The sequence below is a fragment of the Acinetobacter portensis genome, assembly GCF_010646905.1.
In the GTDB taxonomy this organism is placed as follows: domain Bacteria; phylum Pseudomonadota; class Gammaproteobacteria; order Pseudomonadales; family Moraxellaceae; genus Acinetobacter; species Acinetobacter portensis.
This window is the reverse complement of record NZ_JAAARQ010000002.1, coordinates 553,683-572,152: the sequence shown is the minus strand read 5'-3', so window position 1 is coordinate 572,152 and position 18,470 is coordinate 553,683. Positions and strand designations below refer to the sequence as shown.

Genomic DNA, 18,470 nt, shown 5'->3' with positions numbered 1-18,470 from the left:
GTCTAAGCTCAAATTGAGCATTAGACAATTTAGACTTCATTAGATATTACAATCTACGTTCAAAGCCTTACCATGTATATATTTTAGTTGTTTTAGGCAATTTAGATGTTCTCAAGAGCTTTATTAGTCAATGAGATATATTCTCTTTTTCCGATTTCTTCTATATTGATATAGTCAGCTTCGATTAAGTATTTTAGGGCTGCATCTCTTAATTGAGCAGTTTTTACTTTCCTAACATTTTGATTAATGCTAGATTTTAAAATTACTTTATTTCCACGTTTATATTGCTCTTTAATCCAAGAAAATAGTATTTCACTATCTGTTTTTTCACCCTTATTATAATATATTAGCCATTGATTTAGAGAATACTTACATATATCAATAGCATTTCTCATGATTTTGGCATCAATTATATTTTTAGATTCAAAAAAAGAAAGAATAGCCGCAACTCTTAAAACATATTGTTTTGTTCGTTTTGCATTTGCTTGAATAGAATAATATAAACCATCTTTTTGAGATTCAAAATTAATATAATTTTCATATTCAATATGAATATCGTCAGCTTCGTCATTTTTCATAATAACTTGTCTTTCAGCTGTATCAATAGCTAAATTTATTGGGTCAAGCAGTTCTCGACATAAGCTCCAATACATATTTATATCATTATCATCATAAGACTTTAATTTACGATTATCTTTTGTGATTTGCTTAAAAGGCAATGATTCAGGCGCAGCAAATAAAAATCTTGCAAAAAAACCTTGTTTTTTGCACATTTCATTTTCAAGAGATGGTCGTGCAACAACGTCTTGTACCGCTATATCCAGACAAAAGCGTTTATTCATAACAAGAGTACTATCATCACCTCCTAAATTTGTAGTTACTGTTCCTCGATCAACTAAATCTGTTAATGTGCTTAAAGCATCTGATTTTGTATCACTTTGCAGAGAATAGCCGCCAAATAAATAACCGCCTTCGCCGGTGCTCCAAATAAAACTTGTAGAAGGGCTAATACTCATATGCTTTAATACACCTTGCGTAGTTGCTCTTACAAAAATAGATTGAGGACTAATCGGACGTTCACCTTTATTTTTTTGATGCGCTATTTTCCATGCTGTTATTTCTTCATTATAACTTTGCATATTCGTATTATCGACTTCGATTGCAATTTTTGCAGCATCATCTTTACATACATCTTTTCCTTCGCCTGATGGAAACACTGTCAATACAGCCAAACTTGCTGGCTGTCCACTTTCTTTTTTATCGCTTGGCGCATTAATAAATCTTTGTGCGATAAATGACATTTGAGCTAAATATGTTTGAGCCGCGACTGCAATAGGAACATGATGATAAAAAGCGGATTTTTTAATCGCCCTTGCAATTATTTTTGGAAAAACATCGATTGGATATTCTTCAACTTTTTCAATGAATTGGTTGTTTGATAATTTAGATAAAGGAATATTACTCATTTTAATATTCCTCTCTTTCAGATTTTTTTAACTCAAGCCACTCCTGTAGCTCTTTAATATCAAAATATGCATGAGCTTGACGTTCTTTTGAAAATTTTATAGGTCGAGGAAATGATGGGTCTTTCTGTTGTAACTTTGTCAGACCATCACGTGTAAGACTTAATAATTCGCAGACTTCTTTTTTTGTCTTTAGCATTTCAATTCTCATGTAAAAAGTAGATACATGCATTTTTATAAATAATCAAAAAAAGAGTAATGCTCTTAAACCCACAAAAAAAACAGGATTAGATGGTCTTGACATAGATTGTTATATGTGATTTTGACTAGGTGGGGGAGTCATTGTTGAGTCCGTACCTAACGATTTCCATCGCAATAATATTATGATCTTGATCACGTATATATTTTTTCTCATATTCTGTAATTGTAAAATGAGGATTTCCTTTATCTATTAAATCCATTATTTTACCTTTATCTTTTTGACGGTCATATATAATTGAAACTATTTCACAAATAATAGCACTGGAAAGAATGTGATTTTTAAGAGATTTAAACATGTTATATAAATTTCTAATGAATTTATTAATTTTTAAATCTCTTTCTCTATCAACTAATTCTTTATTATTTATATTTGATTGTTTAATATTATCAATATAAGTATTAAAAATATAATCAAAATCCGATAATTTTTTTAGGTCTAAATTTTTTAAAATTAAATTTTCACAAATTTCTCTTTGTTTTTCATTTTGAACAATCATTGCTCTTAATGATAAATATAAATTTGCTGTCATTAATTCAATTTCATCTTTAAACCATGATTTAAAATCAAAAAAATCCTCTGTTTCATTAGTGAATTTAATGTAATTATCATATATTTTCTGGGTTTTATTATTTTTATAATTTTCCTCATTTTCAATATTGTAAATATCATAGTCTGTGGATTTATCAAATGCTGTTATTATAATTATAAGACCAAAAATTCCTAATTTTTCACTTCGAAAATATCTTAATAATTTATTGTTATTTAATAAGTTTTTAAGTGTTATTAAATTATCATTATTTTCTAGTAGTTTTATAGAATAGTAAAAATCAAAAGCAGCAAATAATATTTCTTCATTTTTAAAATAATTATTAAAGAAAGCGTCATCTGCTTGTTTTAATAATTTAGATTCATACTCTTCAGAACTTATACATTTTTCAAAATCAACTTGATCTAATTTAAATAATTTTGAAATTTCTTCACTATTCATATTAAGCCTCTTAATTAATATTGCTTCAAGGTGGATTTAAAATTAACTATAAAAATTAAAATATTGAAAATTTTGATGATTTAAACAACAAAAAAAGTAGTTACTGAGATAAAGAATGGAATGGCAGTACTCACCATAAATCTTATTGTTTTTACATTGAAATTAACTGATTGTTTTTGTGAGTATTTTTTATATTTCAATATGAAATATAGACTTGATATAAAACAAGCGATTAGAAAACTCATCATTATAGCCATTCGGTAATAGTCAATGGATAGGTCTGTTCCTACTGTAAATTTCTGAAATTGGTAATAGTTGCTTCCTGTGAGAAATAAAAAACATAGTAACCCTAAACCTATTGAGCGATATTCTGTATTTTTATCCTGATCTTTGTATAAAACCTTAGTAATCATCATGCTTAAAGTAAGAAAAAGTGGAATCAAAATAACTATAAAACTGACAAGTAAATTTCTAAATAACCAAGATTTAATATCTGGATCATTTCTAAATTGATAGATATTCCAAAATGGGAAAAAGGCCACTGGAAAGAAATACACATAGGACAGCTTGAAAGAATCCATATTTTTAATCATGAGTGATCACGGTTCCTGCTATATAGTCTAATTTCACTGCTTACTCTCTGGAAATAAAGTCACATTTTGAAGTGTATTATTTAATTAAAACCAGTATAAAACCTTTCAATCAACTGCCGTGTCTTGACCAGCAAGTTAGTGAAGACATTATCCCGTTCAAAAAGTTTTACTTTATAGTTCGGTAAGTCTTTCAACTCTTCTTTACGTGGCAAACGATGCGTATATTCATAGTGATCGAGTACTTCTTTCATCGCTTCAGGCTTTAGATTTTCCTGTTCACAAAGCTGCTGGTAAGCCTGTTCTTTTTCGATATCCCAAAATTGTGCAAAGGCATCTTGTACGCTTTGACCATTGATCATCTTAGGCATGTTTTCTTCAATGAATTTTTGAATCAGGTCTTGCTTATCGTGCAAGCTAATATCACTACTGATTAAATCGTAAATTTGCGCTTGGTACTTCTGACGCTTGTCCTCTGAGTCTGTATCAACAACAAGCTGTAGCAGGTTGATGATATATCCAACATTGATACGGTCACTGTGCAGTAAATCCAGTTGAAAATCGACATCATCCAATACCGATACTTTTTCTTCCTTAGTGGTCTTTCTAACGGCACGACACAAGTCAGCATACTTAGAGGCGAAGTTCGCAAAGTGCTGCTTATCCAGTTGTGTTTGGTCTTGATCGTATTCAATAAAGGTCTGTAATTGTGCGTTATAGCGCATCACTTCACGGAAGGCCTTAATAAATTCGAGTTGCTGTTCTTCAGTGACAAGGTCATCGACTGATTGGTAATTGGGCGTTAAGGCAAACAGTTTGCTCACCGCTGCTTGGTAATCCTGTTCGATTTCCGCATAGCTTGGAACAAGGACGATCTTGGTCGTTTCTTTATTGGAAAATAGCGCCAGTGCTTCATCTGTGGCGCGTTTCAGGTTGCGGAAACAGATGATATTGCCAAATGGTTTTTTATCGTTATAGACACGGTTGGTGCGTGAGAATGCTTGAATCAAGCCATGATATTTTAGGTTTTTATCGACATACAAGGTATTTAACGGCTTAGAGTCAAAGCCCGTGAGGAACATATTGACCACGATTAGAATATCAATCTGTCTGTTTTTTACGCGCTGTGCAATGTCGCGGTAGTACGCATAAAATTGATCACCAGAATTGTAGTTGGTTTTAAACTGTCGATTGTAATTCGCAATGTAGCGATCCAGCTTATCCCGACTGGATGAATTGACCTGACTTGGAATATCTGCGGCTTCTTCGTGAATCAAGCCATTTAAGTCATCAGTCGGTACAGCCTCATTTGCAGCATAGGAAAAGATGGTGGCAATGGTCAACGGTTTAAATATCCGACCTTGTGCTTCATCTTCAATTTGCTTTTCAGCCTGCACCTTTGCAAAGATGTCGTAATATTGGGTCAGTGTTTCGACCGAACTAACACAGAACATCGCGGTAAATTCACGATTACGGGTTTTGGTATCGTGGATATTGACAATGTAGCGGGCAATCATTTCTAGGCGTTGCGGGTTGTCATACAGTTCTTTTGTATCGATGCCTTCTACATCTTCCTCATAACTTTCATTCGTCGCAATGCCTTTGGCGGTGTATTTGCCACGATAATCAATCTGGAACTGCAAGACGTTACGGTCACGGATGGCATCGACAATCACGTATTTATGCAAACACTCATTAAACAGGTAGTCTGTGGTGAGTTTTAAACCTGCTTTGCTTTGGCTGTTCTTTTCAAAAATAGGCGTACCGGTAAAACCAAACATTTGTGCATTGCTGAAGAATTTTTTGATGTTCTGATGGGTCTCACCAAATTGACTGCGATGACATTCATCAAAAATAAAGACTACTTTTTTATTTTTAAGATAATCAATCGATTCTAAATAACGGTCGGTGCTGATGGCCCGATTGAGTTTTTGGATGGTGGTTACAATCAGTTTGTCATGACGTTGGTCAAGCTGTTTAACCAAGGTAGACGTGTTATCGGTACTGTCCACGCTCTCGGCTTTAAAAGCATTGAATTCTCTTGAGGTTTGCGTATCGAGGTCGTTACGATCCACCACGAACAGGACTTTTTCCACGTCCGGCATCTGCATTATGATCTGGCTGGCTTTAAACGAGGTCAGGGTTTTGCCTGAACCTGTAGTATGCCAGATATAGCCATTCTGCTCCGAGCTTTGTACATGCTGCACGATTTTCTGTACAGCATAAATCTGATAGGGACGCAGCACCATCAGGCTTTTGGTGGTTTCTAGCAGCACCATGTACTGGGTCAGCATTTGGGCGAGATGCTGCTGATTGAGGAAAGCGTCGGCAAAGTCGACAATTTCATTGATGTGTTTGTTGCTGACATCGGCCCAGGGGAAGGCGAACTCAATGCCAGTGGTGCCGTTAGAATAATAACGAGTATTGGCGCCATTACTGATCACAAATAGCTGGATAAAGCCAAACAGGCCCTGTCCAGCCCAATAGGCTTCACGGGTATAACGCTGGGTCTGGTTAAAGGCTTCGGCTATTTCCATGCCCCGTTTTTTTAATTCTATCTGCACCAAAGGCAAACCGTTCACCAGTAAGGTCACATCAAAACGGCTGGTTCTGCCATTATAGTCGCGGTGATCAATGGTGATCTGGTTGGTGACCTGATAGATATTTTTGCTTGGGTCATCGGACAGGAAAAAGATGTGTTTGCTTGTACCATCATCAAATTTGACTGGGAACAGATCACGCAGATTCTTGGCTCGCTCAAACACTGTGCCCGTGTTTAAAAAACTGATGACTTGTTTCCATTCCGTTTCTGACAGTGGCGCAAGACCATTGGCGCGTTCAATCTGGGTTTTCAGGTTTGACAGTAGCTGGCTTTCGTCCTTGAGTGTCACTGATGCATAACCCAGTTGTTTGAGTTGATCAATTAGTTCGTTTTCAAGTTGATATTCGCTTTGTACTGTCATTCCTTTCCCCTCTATAATCTTAAATTATTCACTTCAATGTTTGTTTAATTAAACTCAGGATATATTCTATATTTTCACTATCCTTAACTTTCACAGCAAAATAATTTCCATCAACCACATCCTTAAAAAAATTTCTAGGATCATCGATTAATTTTCTTCTTTGCTCACTAATATCAAAGCGTATGAAATCTTTAAAAAAATGTACATATAAAAGATTGGAATTTTTACATTTAAAGGCAATGTAGTTTTTTCGAATATTCATTTCTATGTCAGGTGCTAGATTTAAAATCGAGTCTCTAAATTGCTCATATAGTTCTTTAATATCATCTGATCTATTTGCCAAATGATAATCTTCATCATATTGCACAATGTTTTGAGTAATATTTTGAATAATTGGAGATTGGATAGATTGCAATTGTTTTAAAGAAGGAGATTCTTTCGATTTCTTTATTTTATTTATGGAAAGAATACCATTTTCAAAACGTTCAACTTCCCATAGTTCAATACCTATGTCTTTAAAATTAGTAGATTGTTTTTGAAAGTCTGTGAAGTGTGGTGAAACAAATAAAATTCGGCTTTGTGACCAATCAATATCTTTTAATTTTAGGTTTTTATTTAAATATTCATTGTAGGCAATCACAAAATTAGCTTGGTATTCCAACATCAGATTTAAATAAGTAAAACCTTGATCAACAACACTATAGTTACGTTCCCGCTTGTATTCAATGATCACAAAAGCCAGACTTTCTGGATCAAAGGCTAAAGTATCGATACGATTATTTTTTATAGTAAATTCAGATTTAACCAGTTCTAAACCTGTTAGAAGCATTAAATTATTTTCAAAGATTGACTGAATCTCTTTTTCTAATTTAAAAGGTTGTTCTATTAATGCGGCTAATGTCTGATCTTGAATTTGATAATGCTTCATATATTCCCCCTAAACAAACATCTGCTGCAACAAGCCTTTTTTCCAAGTTTTAGCCTGTTCAATTTGCTGCGCTATAACTTCAATTTTCTGGTCGATGGCAGATAAGAAGTTGGAGATTTTGGTTTGTTCTTCTAGGCAAGGTAGTTCTATTTCTACTTTTCCAATATTGGTTTTGGAAATCCCTAGAACAGAAATACCAGTTGCTAATTTTTTAATTTGCTCACGAACTTCAAAAGTTTGCATCAAATAACCACAGAAACCCAATGCAAAAGGATGAATAGGTCTAGCAATATAAGTATGTAAACCAGCAATAATTTTTTGGCTTCCTAAATTAATAACTTCAATAGTTTTACCAATATCTTTGTAATCCTCTGATGCATCCGCAATCACTAGATCACCAACTTTTAGAAATTGATCTTCACTAATTTTATTGGTGTCAATTCCCTCATTTAAAAATGGTACAGTTTCTTTAGATACATCAAAGAGCATAGAAAACTTTGTATGAATATCACCATAATGAATATTCATAATTTCACCATCTTCAGACAACAAAGCGCGAGAATAGGAGTTAGTGTTATAAAAATTAAATTTTTCTAAAAACTTAAATTTATCCCACTCCCCAAAATCACTCCCATCATCCGCTTTAAAACGAATTTGTTGACTAAACAGCTTCTTCATCATGCCTTGTTTATATTGGCTAAGCAGCTGATGTTTTTGCGTGAGTTGACTAATTTTGTCATCCACGGCAGAAAGAAAAGAAGCGATTTTGGTCTGTTCAGCGTTACAAGGAAAGCTGAAAGTAAGTTTATTTAGGTTAGCAATAGTTAATGCTTTTTGTGTTGATCCAATTGAACTAGCTAAAACATCTTTTTTCTTTGCATCCAAAAGAATCATCAAGAACTTAGGATCAGTATTAATATCTTTTAACCAAATTAAATTTCCATCTTTAAAGTAAAAATCATAATTTGTATTAATTAAATAGGTATTAGCTAAAGTGCCTACAGCAGTTATCAAAATTTCATTATTTTTTGGCACACCATATTTTTCTTTGAATTCCTTAAATTGAGCATGTGAGATATACAAAACATTGGAAGGAAAAATCCCAGATTTTAATTCTGTAATTTCTTTACCTCTAAAAAATGGAATTCCATCAGAAACGTAGTCTGCTAAATGAACTCTTTTACTTGATGTGAGATTGGATACCTCTGAAATCGATTTATTGCTCCAATCTCCATCAAACTCTTCAAACCGTAACTTAGGCGCAACCATTACTTCACCTCCGCAAAAGGCGAAGCAATCCCAAGCGCTTTGCAAAACTCCGCAATCACCGCATCGGTCTTTTGGCTGTCTTGTTCTAAAGCCTGTAGCTGCTGTGCAATCGCATTCAGATCAATCTCGGCTTCCGCTTCAAAGGTATCCACATAACGCGGAATATTCAGATTGTAATCATTGTCTTTGACTTCTTGTAAAGTTGCTACATGGGCATATTTCTCAATATTCTGGCGCTTTTCAAAAGCCGCAATAATATTGTCCAAATGCTCCGGCAACAGCTTGTTTTGATTCTTTTGCTTTTCAAACCCGTTACTGGCATCAATAAACAGAATATTGCCCGTATGCTCACGGTTTTTCTTCAAGACCAAAATACAGGTCGGAATCGAGGTGCCATAGAAAATATTGGCCGGTAGACCAATAATCGTATCCACTACATTCAACTGTTCAATCAGGTACTGACGAATCACGCCTTCACTGGAACCACGGAACAACACCCCATGCGGTAATACCACCGCCATAGTACCGTTGTCGTCCAGTTGATACAGCATGTGCTGCACAAAAGCCATATCGGCTTTGGAACTTGGTGCCAGTTTGCCATAGGCGGCAAAGCGTTCATCCTGTAAAAATAATGGATCGGCTGACCAGTTGGCTGAAAATGGAGGATTAGCCACCACTGCATCAAACTTATGCTCTAAATGCTGCGGTCGGGTTAAGGTATTTTCCTGCTTGATGTCGAACTTGGCAAAATGCACATCATGCAGAATCATGTTCATGCGCGCCAAGTTGTAGGTGGTACGGTTCATCTCTTGACCGTAAATCATATCCACATCTTTGACTTCACGTTTTACCCGTAACAACAACGAACCTGAGCCACAGGTCGGATCATAGACTGAACGTAAACGCTCTTTGCCTTGGGTGACAATTTTAGCCAGTAAAGTCGATACCGTTTGCGGTGTATAGAACTCACCAGCTTTCTTGCCCGCGCCTGATGCAAACTCACCAATCAGGTATTCATAAGCATCACCCAGTACATCAGCTTCGGTATTGGAAATATCAAAATCAATATCATCTAGATGACTTAGAACCTTGGCCACCAATTCATTACGGTCACTGGCATTGTTACCCAGCTTGGTCGAATTCAGATCTAGGTCTTCAAACAGGTTAGCAAAGTCATCGGCAGAGTCGGTGCCCAAAGTACTTTGCTCAATCGATTTTAAAGTTGCAGTTAAATCATCCAGAATGAATTCACCCTGACGGCCACGCTCGGCTAGGGTATGGAATAGTTGTTTTGGTGTAAGCGCATAACCGACTTCAGAAATGGAATTTTGCTTAATAACCTCGATATATGGCTTATGTTCAGCATTACTTTCATCTAATTCATTATAAGTGAAATCGACTTCTTCATTTTTGAGTAAAGCGTCACCGTAGTTCACGGCTTTTTCTGATAAGTATTTATAAAAAATAAAACCGAGAATGTAATCACGGAATTCATCGGCGCCCATGGTGCCACGCAAAGTATTGGCAATATTCCAAAGTTGTTTTTGTAATTGTTGCAGTTGTACGTGGGTCATTGTTATAGAAGTCCGATGAAAAGAATAAAACATGACTAGTGTACCGAAAATTAAAGTTTTTTCAGCAAAACTGGAAATAGAAAGACAAAATTTGTCGCACTAAATGCATATCAATAATATTGATATATAAGGTTTTATTTGGATTTTAAAAGATTAACAGGCTCAACTATCATAATTTAAATTAAGTCTTATATCAAAATTACAGATGTTTAGAAAAATATTTATAAGTAAAATAAATAACAAGGCAGTTTGTTAAAGTTGGTCATATTCAGCATCAATATACGCATTAATTAATGTCCAATCTTCAGTTTTTGAAATTTCACGTGGAAGCTCTGCTTCAAAGGATTCATAAAAATATCTACGCATACAATACTCAGTATAAGAATCCGCATAGGTTTCATACCGCGCGATGATTGTTAAGTCCATCATCGGCATTTGTGCCTGATCCCATCGTTGTCTTTTCCGACTGAAAAAGAATAGTTTCCCGAAGGTATATAAACGTCCCGCCTGCTGTCGATTGCCTCTGAATACTGCATAAACTTTAAAATAATTCTGCCATGCAAGAAGATCATTGAGCGCTTTGGTTTGATCTTTCTGTGAAATTACTCGATTGAGAATTTGGGTTAATTCTTTTTTTTGTTTCTCTACTTCAGTTTTCTTAAATCGCCACGTCCATGAGAAATTCTTATTACTTTTACGGTAAAACTTAGTCTGATGTTCAGCATACTTTTTATGGCTTAACCGTACTAATTCAGCCTCACATTTCCCAAAATCTAAGCATAGATAAGGTTTATTCAATATGAAATTAAATTGTTCATTGTCTTTATAGTATTGACGGATAAAAGTTAATTCTTGCCCGACTGTAATTTTGTCCCAGATGACAGGTTCAAGTTCAGCAATTTTATCTTTTAATGTATATGCTGAACTGGTTGTTGAAGTCACTTTGCCTATGGTTTCTTTGCTGTGACGATGGCTATTAGGGGTTTTGATCAACAAGACAAATAACCATGCATCTTTATAAAGAATGTCTTGAACAATGAGATCAGCAACAGGTAATCCTTGTTTTAGTCGATATGTTCTTTGCCGACTGGTTAAATTTAATGAATATCGTTCGGTTAATTTATGAATAATCTTTTCAATATCAATTTTACCTAATTCAGTTTGCACTATAAATTTGCAGTAAAAATATGATCCTCTTGTGACCTTATCTTGAATTTTTTGTGCGGTGTATTTTGTGTGGGGGCTGTAATCAATCATTTTATGTCATCCAACTATGCACTTTTCATGTCAATCAACAATCCACTTAAGTCCAAATTTCTTCATCCATTTTTGAATTGTTCATCAACAATAATTTTCTCTACATTTCCCATTTTGCTGAGCGCGTCAGCCATCAGCATTAATCAAATTGCGCTAGCACTGTCACCTCACGTTGTAAGGTGACAATAAAGTAGTTCCTAGTGCGCATTACGAACCTTGATCAGCAAATCTTATACTTGTTTAAATAATATATCAATATTATTGATATAATGAATTAACTTTGATAATATGGCTGCATATCAATCGAATTGTGGATTGACCATCCATTCCAACTTTCTTTTTTTGAAGTGGTTTGAATGGCTGACCACCATTCAAAAACTTTGATACATATTGCCCTGAATATAAGACTAACCATCTTCATATTGCCGATGTAGCGGACTGCTGGGGAAACCTCGCTCGGTACGTTGCAACGGGGGCTAGAGGATTGCAATATCCTTTTTCTATCCGTTCATTCACTTTTTAAGAGTTCCAAGCAAATAAAAAGTGGTTGGGCGACAAGGAAACGGGAGCCTATAAGCGATTTATCGTGAAATGGTCATTTGGTTAGTAATAGCCAAGTTAGGTGTGAAATTATGAAAATAGTGGAACATTGAAACCCTGTTCAAAGTGATACAGTCAGGAGCAGCATAGGATGTGCGATAGTCTCCGTTAATAGCTGAATGTGTATGCTTGATCGAACAAGTTTTTTACTTGGAAAAGTATGCTCATTTCCAATCACGATGGCTGCTGAGAGTGCCGTAAGGTACTAGGGCTTTGAGGCTAACGCTGGAAAAGCTGGCACCATTTTGCGCAAGCTGAATGGGTCGCTGGATAGCTTAAACGTGTAACGGCATTAATCGATAGATGCTGATTGGAGTGTAAGAGTTTTACCCTTTACAAAGTTGTGTATACATCATATCCCGATATTTTTTAAGGAACTACGGTCGGGGGAAACAGGAAGCATGTATACAGGCGAGAGGATAAACGGTCTGCACATTAAGACACTTTTGAAATAACTTGGGAAGCACTGAATAAAAAGGCTTAAATTGGTTAAAAGTCTGTTGTATTTTTTTCAGTGTGGGAGCGATGGTGAGTAGCGCATATAAAGCAAGTATTTACTTGCAGAAATTGTGATACAAATCTTAATAGTAAGATTTGTATTAAATGAGATAGCTAGCTTAAAGCGAATCCTAAAACATTTCGATTTTTTTCAATCGGGATGCTCATTGCGAAAACTTGAGTCGGCACATGCGTGAGCATGTTGGACAATATGTAGAAAAGAAAGGTTAATGAAACACTGGTCGTGTTTCTCAGTCGGGGATTGGTCTCTCTGACTAGGCCGAGATTGGTACAGTGTAAGTATTCTGAAGTTTGGTCACTGATGAAAATATATTTATACGGGTTTGCCTGAGACTTAAATCAGGATAATGCTACACCAGCATGAAAAAATCGTGGCTTGTTCTTCCTGATTAGACAAGCATAAAACTATTGCCTAGCAGTAGAAATATGAAATGGAATATGGCCTAAGTCGGCATGAAAAAATTGAACCGCCAGTACAGGCGTAATCATCTGCTCAACAAAGAGCGTTAACAAATGCATTAGGCTCGATCCCTTAGGGACGAGCCTTGTCTTTTCTCTGCTTTATTTTTTAATAATTTGCACTATTAATCATCGTCTTGTATGGTATTTTGTATGGTTTAAATTTATTTTTAATAATATGTATTATATTTCAATAATTTAAATTACAAGTTCAATTGTCGCCATCCCACCAAAATTCAAAAAAGCCTTAAATCTTATTGATTTAAGGCTTTTTTATTGGCTGTATAAAAAACATGAATCGCTATGGTGTGTACATGCACCGTGTACACTGTCTTGTACATTACAATATTTATTGAACTCGCTGGTGTAAAAGCCATGAAAAGAACAGATGTAAAACGTCGTCCTCTATCTGATACCGTACTTGCTAATCTAGAACCTGAATTAAAAGAGTATCGAGCGTTAGACGGTGCGGCAATAGCTTATATTTCCGTGTAAAGCCTAATGGTAAAAAAGCACGGCTATTCAGATATAAAAAAGCTGATGGTAAATGGTTATGATTGGGTGTTGCTACTTATCCTGAATTATCGGGTAAGGGTGCAAGAAAAAAAGCATCAGAGATTATTTAAGATATCTTATACGGCGATAACCCAATCATTCCTAAACAGGAATACAAACGCCAAGAGACTAAAATAAATAAAAAAATTGAAGAGAATAGATTCTAGCTTATACCAGTGTTGATCAGTCAGTATTATTCTAGGCATAGCGAGAAGTAAACTTGGTTTGGCGATTGAATTTTACTTTCTAGCTATTTTTTGAACAGAAAAAGTCAACAGGTCCTAATTTATTTACTATCTCATGAATATAAAACAATAATTTAATTTGAAATAAAGCTATAAATAAGATTCTTGCAGTAAACTTTCTTGTATATACAAGGTCAAATATTGTTTATACTAAATTTAGTTTATGAATAAATATATTGAGAAAATTCCTAGTTTTTTCCCTATACAGAACCTTTATTATGTTATTAGAGACTAAACATGTCTGAAAATTTAAGCAATTCTTTCAATGTAGAGAGCCCAATTCCTCTGTACGAACAAGTAAAAAAATACATTAAAAATAAAATATACACGGGTGTATGGAAAGTTAATGACAAAATTTTATCAGAAAGTGAGTTAGTTAAAATCACGGGTTGTAGTCGAATGACGGTAAATCGTGCATTAAGAGAACTAACAGCAGATAAAGTATTGGTACGCGTTCAAGGCGTTGGATCTTTTGTTGCGAATGAGCAAGGTCATTCAGCATTATTTCAAATCAATAATATTGCAGATGAAATTATTGCAAGGAATCATGTCCATCGTGCGGAAGTTTTAAAATTAGAAAAAGTATCTGCAGATGCTCAACAAGCAATTCTGATGCAAAGCCAAGAAGGGGTTTCATTATTTCATTCAATTATTATACATTTTGAAAATGATGTGCCTGTACAAATTGAAGATAGATTAGTCAATGCGCTTTTAATTCCAAATTATTTAGAACAAGATTTTACGCAGATGACTCCCAATGCATACTTAATGGCAAAAGCCCCAGTGACAGAGGGTGTGCATATTGTAGAAGCAATATTAGCAAGTGCCCAAGAATGTAAGTGGTTGAAAATTAATAAAGGAGAACCCTGTTTATCAATTCGACGTCGGACTTGGTCAAATAAGCATTTAATATCTACTGCGCGGTTGATTTACCCTGGAAGTCGTTATTATTTAGAAGGCAAGTTTAAGCCTTAATTCATGTAGATATTATCCCTTTGAGGGTGATCTTTTGGGCATTTTTATGCCTGTAAATTGTAGAAAAATGGGGGAATTGTATTCGTACATTGTTTCTTATGATTATAAATAATGAATCATAATCACCTAAAAATAAGCTCAATCATCTTCGTTATTTGTTAGAAATTAATCTATCTGACTGCTGTAAAAATCTAAAAATTTGATGTCATCTCCCCGCATATTTACCTTGAAATCACATTTTTTGTACACCAAATCATCTGCTTTTATAAAAATATTTCTTTTTAATTCATAGCGCTAAAAATAATTTTAAGTTTTTTTAAATAAAGTGCTTTTCAAACGCATAAATTGCTGCTTATTATGTATACATGTATATACAAGTTGGTGCATGTGCATACAACTTTGGCTAAATACAATCACAATAAAAGAATGTTCAATGGAAGGAGTCCAGCAGTGATAACAACAAAATTTCGTGATGTGGAAATTCGAGCACCACGTGGAAAATCTCTAAATGCAAAAAGTTGGTTAACTGAAGCTCCACTACGGATGTTAATGAATAATTTAGATCCTGATGTCGCTGAAAATCCAAAAGAATTAGTGGTTTATGGTGGTATTGGTCGTGCAGCTCGTAACTGGGAATGCTACGACAAAATTGTTGAAAGTTTAAAAAAATTAGAAGATGACGAAACGCTTCTAGTGCAATCTGGCAAGCCTGTTGGTGTTTTTAAAACTCACAAAGATTCACCACGCGTACTTATTGCAAACTCGAATTTAGTACCACATTGGGCAAATTGGAAACATTTCAATGAGCTCGATGCTAAAGGTTTGGCAATGTACGGTCAAATGACCGCAGGATCTTGGATTTATATTGGTAGTCAAGGCATTGTACAAGGCACTTACGAAACTTTTGTTGAAGCAGGACGTCAGCATTACAACGGTAATTTAACAGGTCGATGGATCTTAACTGCTGGTTTAGGTGGAATGGGAGGCGCACAACCTCTTGCTGCAACGCTTGCAGGTGCTTGTTCACTTAATATTGAATGCCAACAAACCAGTATCGATTTCCGTTTACGTACACGTTATGTCGATGAGCAAGCAACGGATTTAGATGATGCATTGGCTCGAATTGAGCGTTATACAAAAGCAGGTAAAGCAATCTCTATTGCACTTCATGGCAATGCGGCTGAAATATTAGCTGAATTGGTTCGTCGTGGTATTCGTCCAGATATGGTCACAGATCAGACAAGTGCACATGATCCACTCAATGGTTATTTACCCGTAGGATGGACTTGGGAAGAGTACAGAGAACGCGCAGAAAAAGAGCCTGAAGTTGTGGTAAGCGCTGCAAAAAAATCGATGGCTTTACATGTTCAAGCAATGTTGGATTTCCAAAAAATGGGCGTGCCTACATTTGATTATGGAAATAATATCCGTCAAATGGCATTGGAAGAAGGTATTGAAAAAGCCTTTGATTTCCCAGGCTTCGTTCCTGCTTATATCCGTCCATTATTCTGTCGTGGTATTGGACCATTCCGTTGGGTAGCACTGTCAGGTGATCCTGAAGATATTTATAAAACTGATGCAAAAGTGAAAGAACTTATCCCTGATGATGAACATTTACATCGTTGGTTAGATATGGCTCGTGAGCGTATTAGTTTCCAAGGTTTACCTGCACGTATTTGTTGGATGGGTTTAGGGTATCGCGCAAAATTAGGTTTGGCATTCAATGAAATGGTACGTTCAGGCGAATTGTCTGCACCTGTTGTCATTGGACGTGATCATCTAGATTCAGGCTCAGTGTCTAGTCCAAACCGAGAAACAGAAGCCATGCAAGATGGTTCAGATGCAGTATCAGATTGGCCATTGCTTAATGCGCTATTGAATACTGCGGGCGGTGCAACTTGGGTTTCTTTGCATCATGGTGGTGGTGTTGGAATGGGCTTCTCACAACATTCAGGTGTAGTCATTGTTTGTGATGGCACAGATGAAGCAGCAGCTCGTATTGCCAGAGTGTTAACCAATGATCCTGCGACAGGTGTTATGCGTCATGCCGATGCAGGTTACGACATCGCAATTGAATGTGCAAAAGAGCAAGGGTTAAATTTGCCAATGATTACTGGCGAATAGAAATTGGAATTCTATCTTGCTCAAGCTATGTTTTTTTAATAGCTAGCACGATGGTGCAGTAAATAATAAGTAATAGGAATAGATAAATGGAACTTCTTCTACAACCAGGTCAGCTTCAATTAACTGAACTTCGTCATGCATTTTTTAACCCAATTAAAGTCAAACTTGATGCGCAAGCAATTCCTGCAATTCAAGAGAGCGTAGCCTGTGTGGAAAAAATTGTGAACGAAGGGCGCACAGCTTATGGTATTAACACAGGTTTTGGTTTACTTGCATCAACAAAAATTGCACCTGAAGATTTAGAACAATTACAACGTTCGCTTGTACTTTCTCATGCAGCAGGAGTGGGTGAAGCATTAGATGACAGTATGGTTCGATTAATTATGTTGTTAAAAGCAAATAGCTTGGCACGTGGTTTTTCAGGCATTCGTTTAAAGGTAATTGAAGCAATACTTGCTTTAATTAATGCAGAAGTATATCCGCATATCCCATTAAAAGGATCTGTTGGTGCATCGGGAGATTTAGCGCCATTAGCACATATGTCGCTTGTATTACTTGGTGAAAGCAAAGCACGTTATAAAGGTCAATGGTTAGCTGCGAAAGACGCTTTAAAAATTGCAGGTTTAGAACCTATCTCTTTAGCTGCGAAAGAGGGTTTAGCACTTTTAAATGGTACTCAAGTTTCGACAGCTTATGCATTACGAGGCTTATTTGAAGCAGAAGATTTGTTTGCAGGTGCAACAGTTTGTGGTGGTTTGAGCGTAGAGGCGATGTTGGGTTCTCGTTCACCATTTGATGCACGTGTACATGCTGTGCGAGGTCAAATTGGTCAAATTGATGTTGCTGCGGCATATCGTGATTTATTAGGCGAACGTAGCGAAATTAGCTTATCACATGAAAATTGTAGCAAAGTTCAAGACCCTTACTCACTTCGTTGTCAGCCTCAAGTTATGGGGGCATGTTTAACACAAATTCGCCAAGCTGCTGAAGTTTTGAGAATCGAATCAAATGCAGTTTCGGATAATCCTTTGGTATTTGCTAAAGAAGGTGATGTTATCTCAGGTGGTAACTTCCATGCAGAACCCGTTGCAATGGCAGCAGATAACTTAGCCTTGGCAATTGCAGAAATTGGATCACTCTCTGAACGTCGTATTTCTATGATGATGGACAGACATATGTCACAGCTTCCTGCATTTCTTGTTGATAATGGTGGAATTAACTCAGGCTTTATGATTGCTCAGGTAACTGCGGCAGCGCTTGCAAGTGATAACAAAGCACTCGCTCATCCTGCAAGTGTGGATAGTCTGCCAACTTCAGCAAACCAAGAAGATCATGTATCTATGGCACCAAATGCTGGGAAACGACTGTGGGCGATGGCAGAAAACGTGCGTGGTGTACTTGCTATCGAATGGCTAAGTGCATGTCAGGGTTTAGATTTCCGCAAAGGTTTAAAAACTTCGCCTAAGCTAGAAACGGCAAGAAAAATCCTAAGAGATGAAGTGACTTTCTATAGTGAAGATCGTTTCTTCTCACCTGATATTGAGCGAGCGAGTGAATTATTAGCAAGTGGTCGTTTAAATAGTTTGGTGATTCATCCATTGCTTCCAAGTTTAACAAGCTCAACATAATTTTATGTAGAGCTAGAACCTGTATGGAACAAATAACACAGCAAATTTAATACAAGGTTACATACAAAAAG

Annotated in this window: 12 protein-coding genes and 1 pseudogene; 4 read left to right on the top strand and 9 right to left on the bottom strand. The window is 35.9% G+C overall.

Annotated features, from left to right (window positions below; genetic code table 11):
• Positions 1-101: 101 nt before the first annotated feature.
• The 9 genes from GTK57_RS02580 to GTK57_RS02540 all read right to left on the bottom strand — a co-directional run bounded on the left by GTK57_RS02580 (position 102) and on the right by GTK57_RS02540 (position 11,204).
• Positions 102-1,466, bottom strand: coding sequence for a DUF3987 domain-containing protein (locus GTK57_RS02580; RefSeq protein WP_071209218.1), 1,365 nt, complete (start codon positions 1,464-1,466; stop codon positions 102-104).
• A 1-nt stretch (position 1,467) separates the two neighbouring features.
• A complete protein-coding gene (locus GTK57_RS02575) occupies positions 1,468-1,662 on the bottom strand; it encodes a helix-turn-helix transcriptional regulator (RefSeq protein ID WP_002047799.1) in 195 nt (64 codons plus the stop codon).
• A gap of 127 nt (positions 1,663-1,789) precedes the next feature.
• On the bottom strand, positions 1,790-2,713 hold the full coding sequence (locus GTK57_RS02570; RefSeq protein WP_163121186.1) for a hypothetical protein: 924 nt from the start codon (positions 2,711-2,713) through the stop codon (positions 1,790-1,792).
• An 80-nt stretch (positions 2,714-2,793) separates the two neighbouring features.
• A complete protein-coding gene (locus tag GTK57_RS02565; RefSeq protein WP_163121183.1) occupies positions 2,794-3,306 on the bottom strand; it encodes a hypothetical protein in 513 nt (170 codons plus the stop codon).
• Between the two features lie 80 nt (positions 3,307-3,386).
• Positions 3,387-6,266 carry a type I restriction endonuclease subunit R gene (locus GTK57_RS02560; RefSeq protein ID WP_163121182.1) on the bottom strand — a complete coding sequence of 960 codons (2,880 nt, stop codon included), beginning with the start codon at positions 6,264-6,266 and terminating at the stop codon, positions 3,387-3,389.
• A gap of 28 nt (positions 6,267-6,294) precedes the next feature.
• Positions 6,295-7,194 (bottom strand): DUF5655 domain-containing protein, encoded by a 900-nt coding sequence (locus GTK57_RS02555; RefSeq protein WP_163121180.1) that lies wholly within the window; start codon positions 7,192-7,194, stop codon positions 6,295-6,297.
• A gap of 9 nt (positions 7,195-7,203) precedes the next feature.
• A complete protein-coding gene (locus GTK57_RS02550; RefSeq protein ID WP_163121178.1) occupies positions 7,204-8,463 on the bottom strand; it encodes a restriction endonuclease subunit S in 1,260 nt (419 codons plus the stop codon).
• Positions 8,463-10,037: a type I restriction-modification system subunit M gene (locus GTK57_RS02545; protein ID WP_163121176.1), complete on the bottom strand. Its 1,575-nt coding sequence runs from the start codon at positions 10,035-10,037 to the stop codon at positions 8,463-8,465. Before GTK57_RS02545 ends, GTK57_RS02550 begins: the two co-directional genes overlap by 1 nt.
• A gap of 252 nt (positions 10,038-10,289) precedes the next feature.
• Positions 10,290-11,204: a hypothetical protein gene (locus tag GTK57_RS02540; RefSeq protein WP_228720280.1), complete on the bottom strand. Its 915-nt coding sequence runs from the start codon at positions 11,202-11,204 to the stop codon at positions 10,290-10,292.
• A gap of 2,043 nt (positions 11,205-13,247) precedes the next feature.
• Here GTK57_RS02540 and GTK57_RS14630 point away from each other — a divergent pair.
• The 4 genes and pseudogenes from GTK57_RS14630 to hutH all read left to right on the top strand — a co-directional run.
• A pseudogene (locus tag GTK57_RS14630) lies at positions 13,248-13,567 on the top strand (Arm DNA-binding domain-containing protein); the annotation flags it as partial.
• 342 nt (positions 13,568-13,909) lie between these two features.
• Entirely contained in the window at positions 13,910-14,647 is a 738-nt protein-coding gene (hutC, locus tag GTK57_RS02530) for a histidine utilization repressor (protein ID WP_163121172.1), read from the top strand.
• 453 nt (positions 14,648-15,100) lie between these two features.
• Complete coding sequence (gene hutU / locus GTK57_RS02525; protein WP_171522153.1) at positions 15,101-16,771, top strand: urocanate hydratase; 1,671 nt, start codon at positions 15,101-15,103, stop codon at positions 16,769-16,771.
• A gap of 86 nt (positions 16,772-16,857) precedes the next feature.
• Positions 16,858-18,399 (top strand): histidine ammonia-lyase, encoded by a 1,542-nt coding sequence (gene hutH / locus GTK57_RS02520; RefSeq protein WP_152874089.1) that lies wholly within the window; start codon positions 16,858-16,860, stop codon positions 18,397-18,399.
• Positions 18,400-18,470 lie beyond the last annotated feature (71 nt).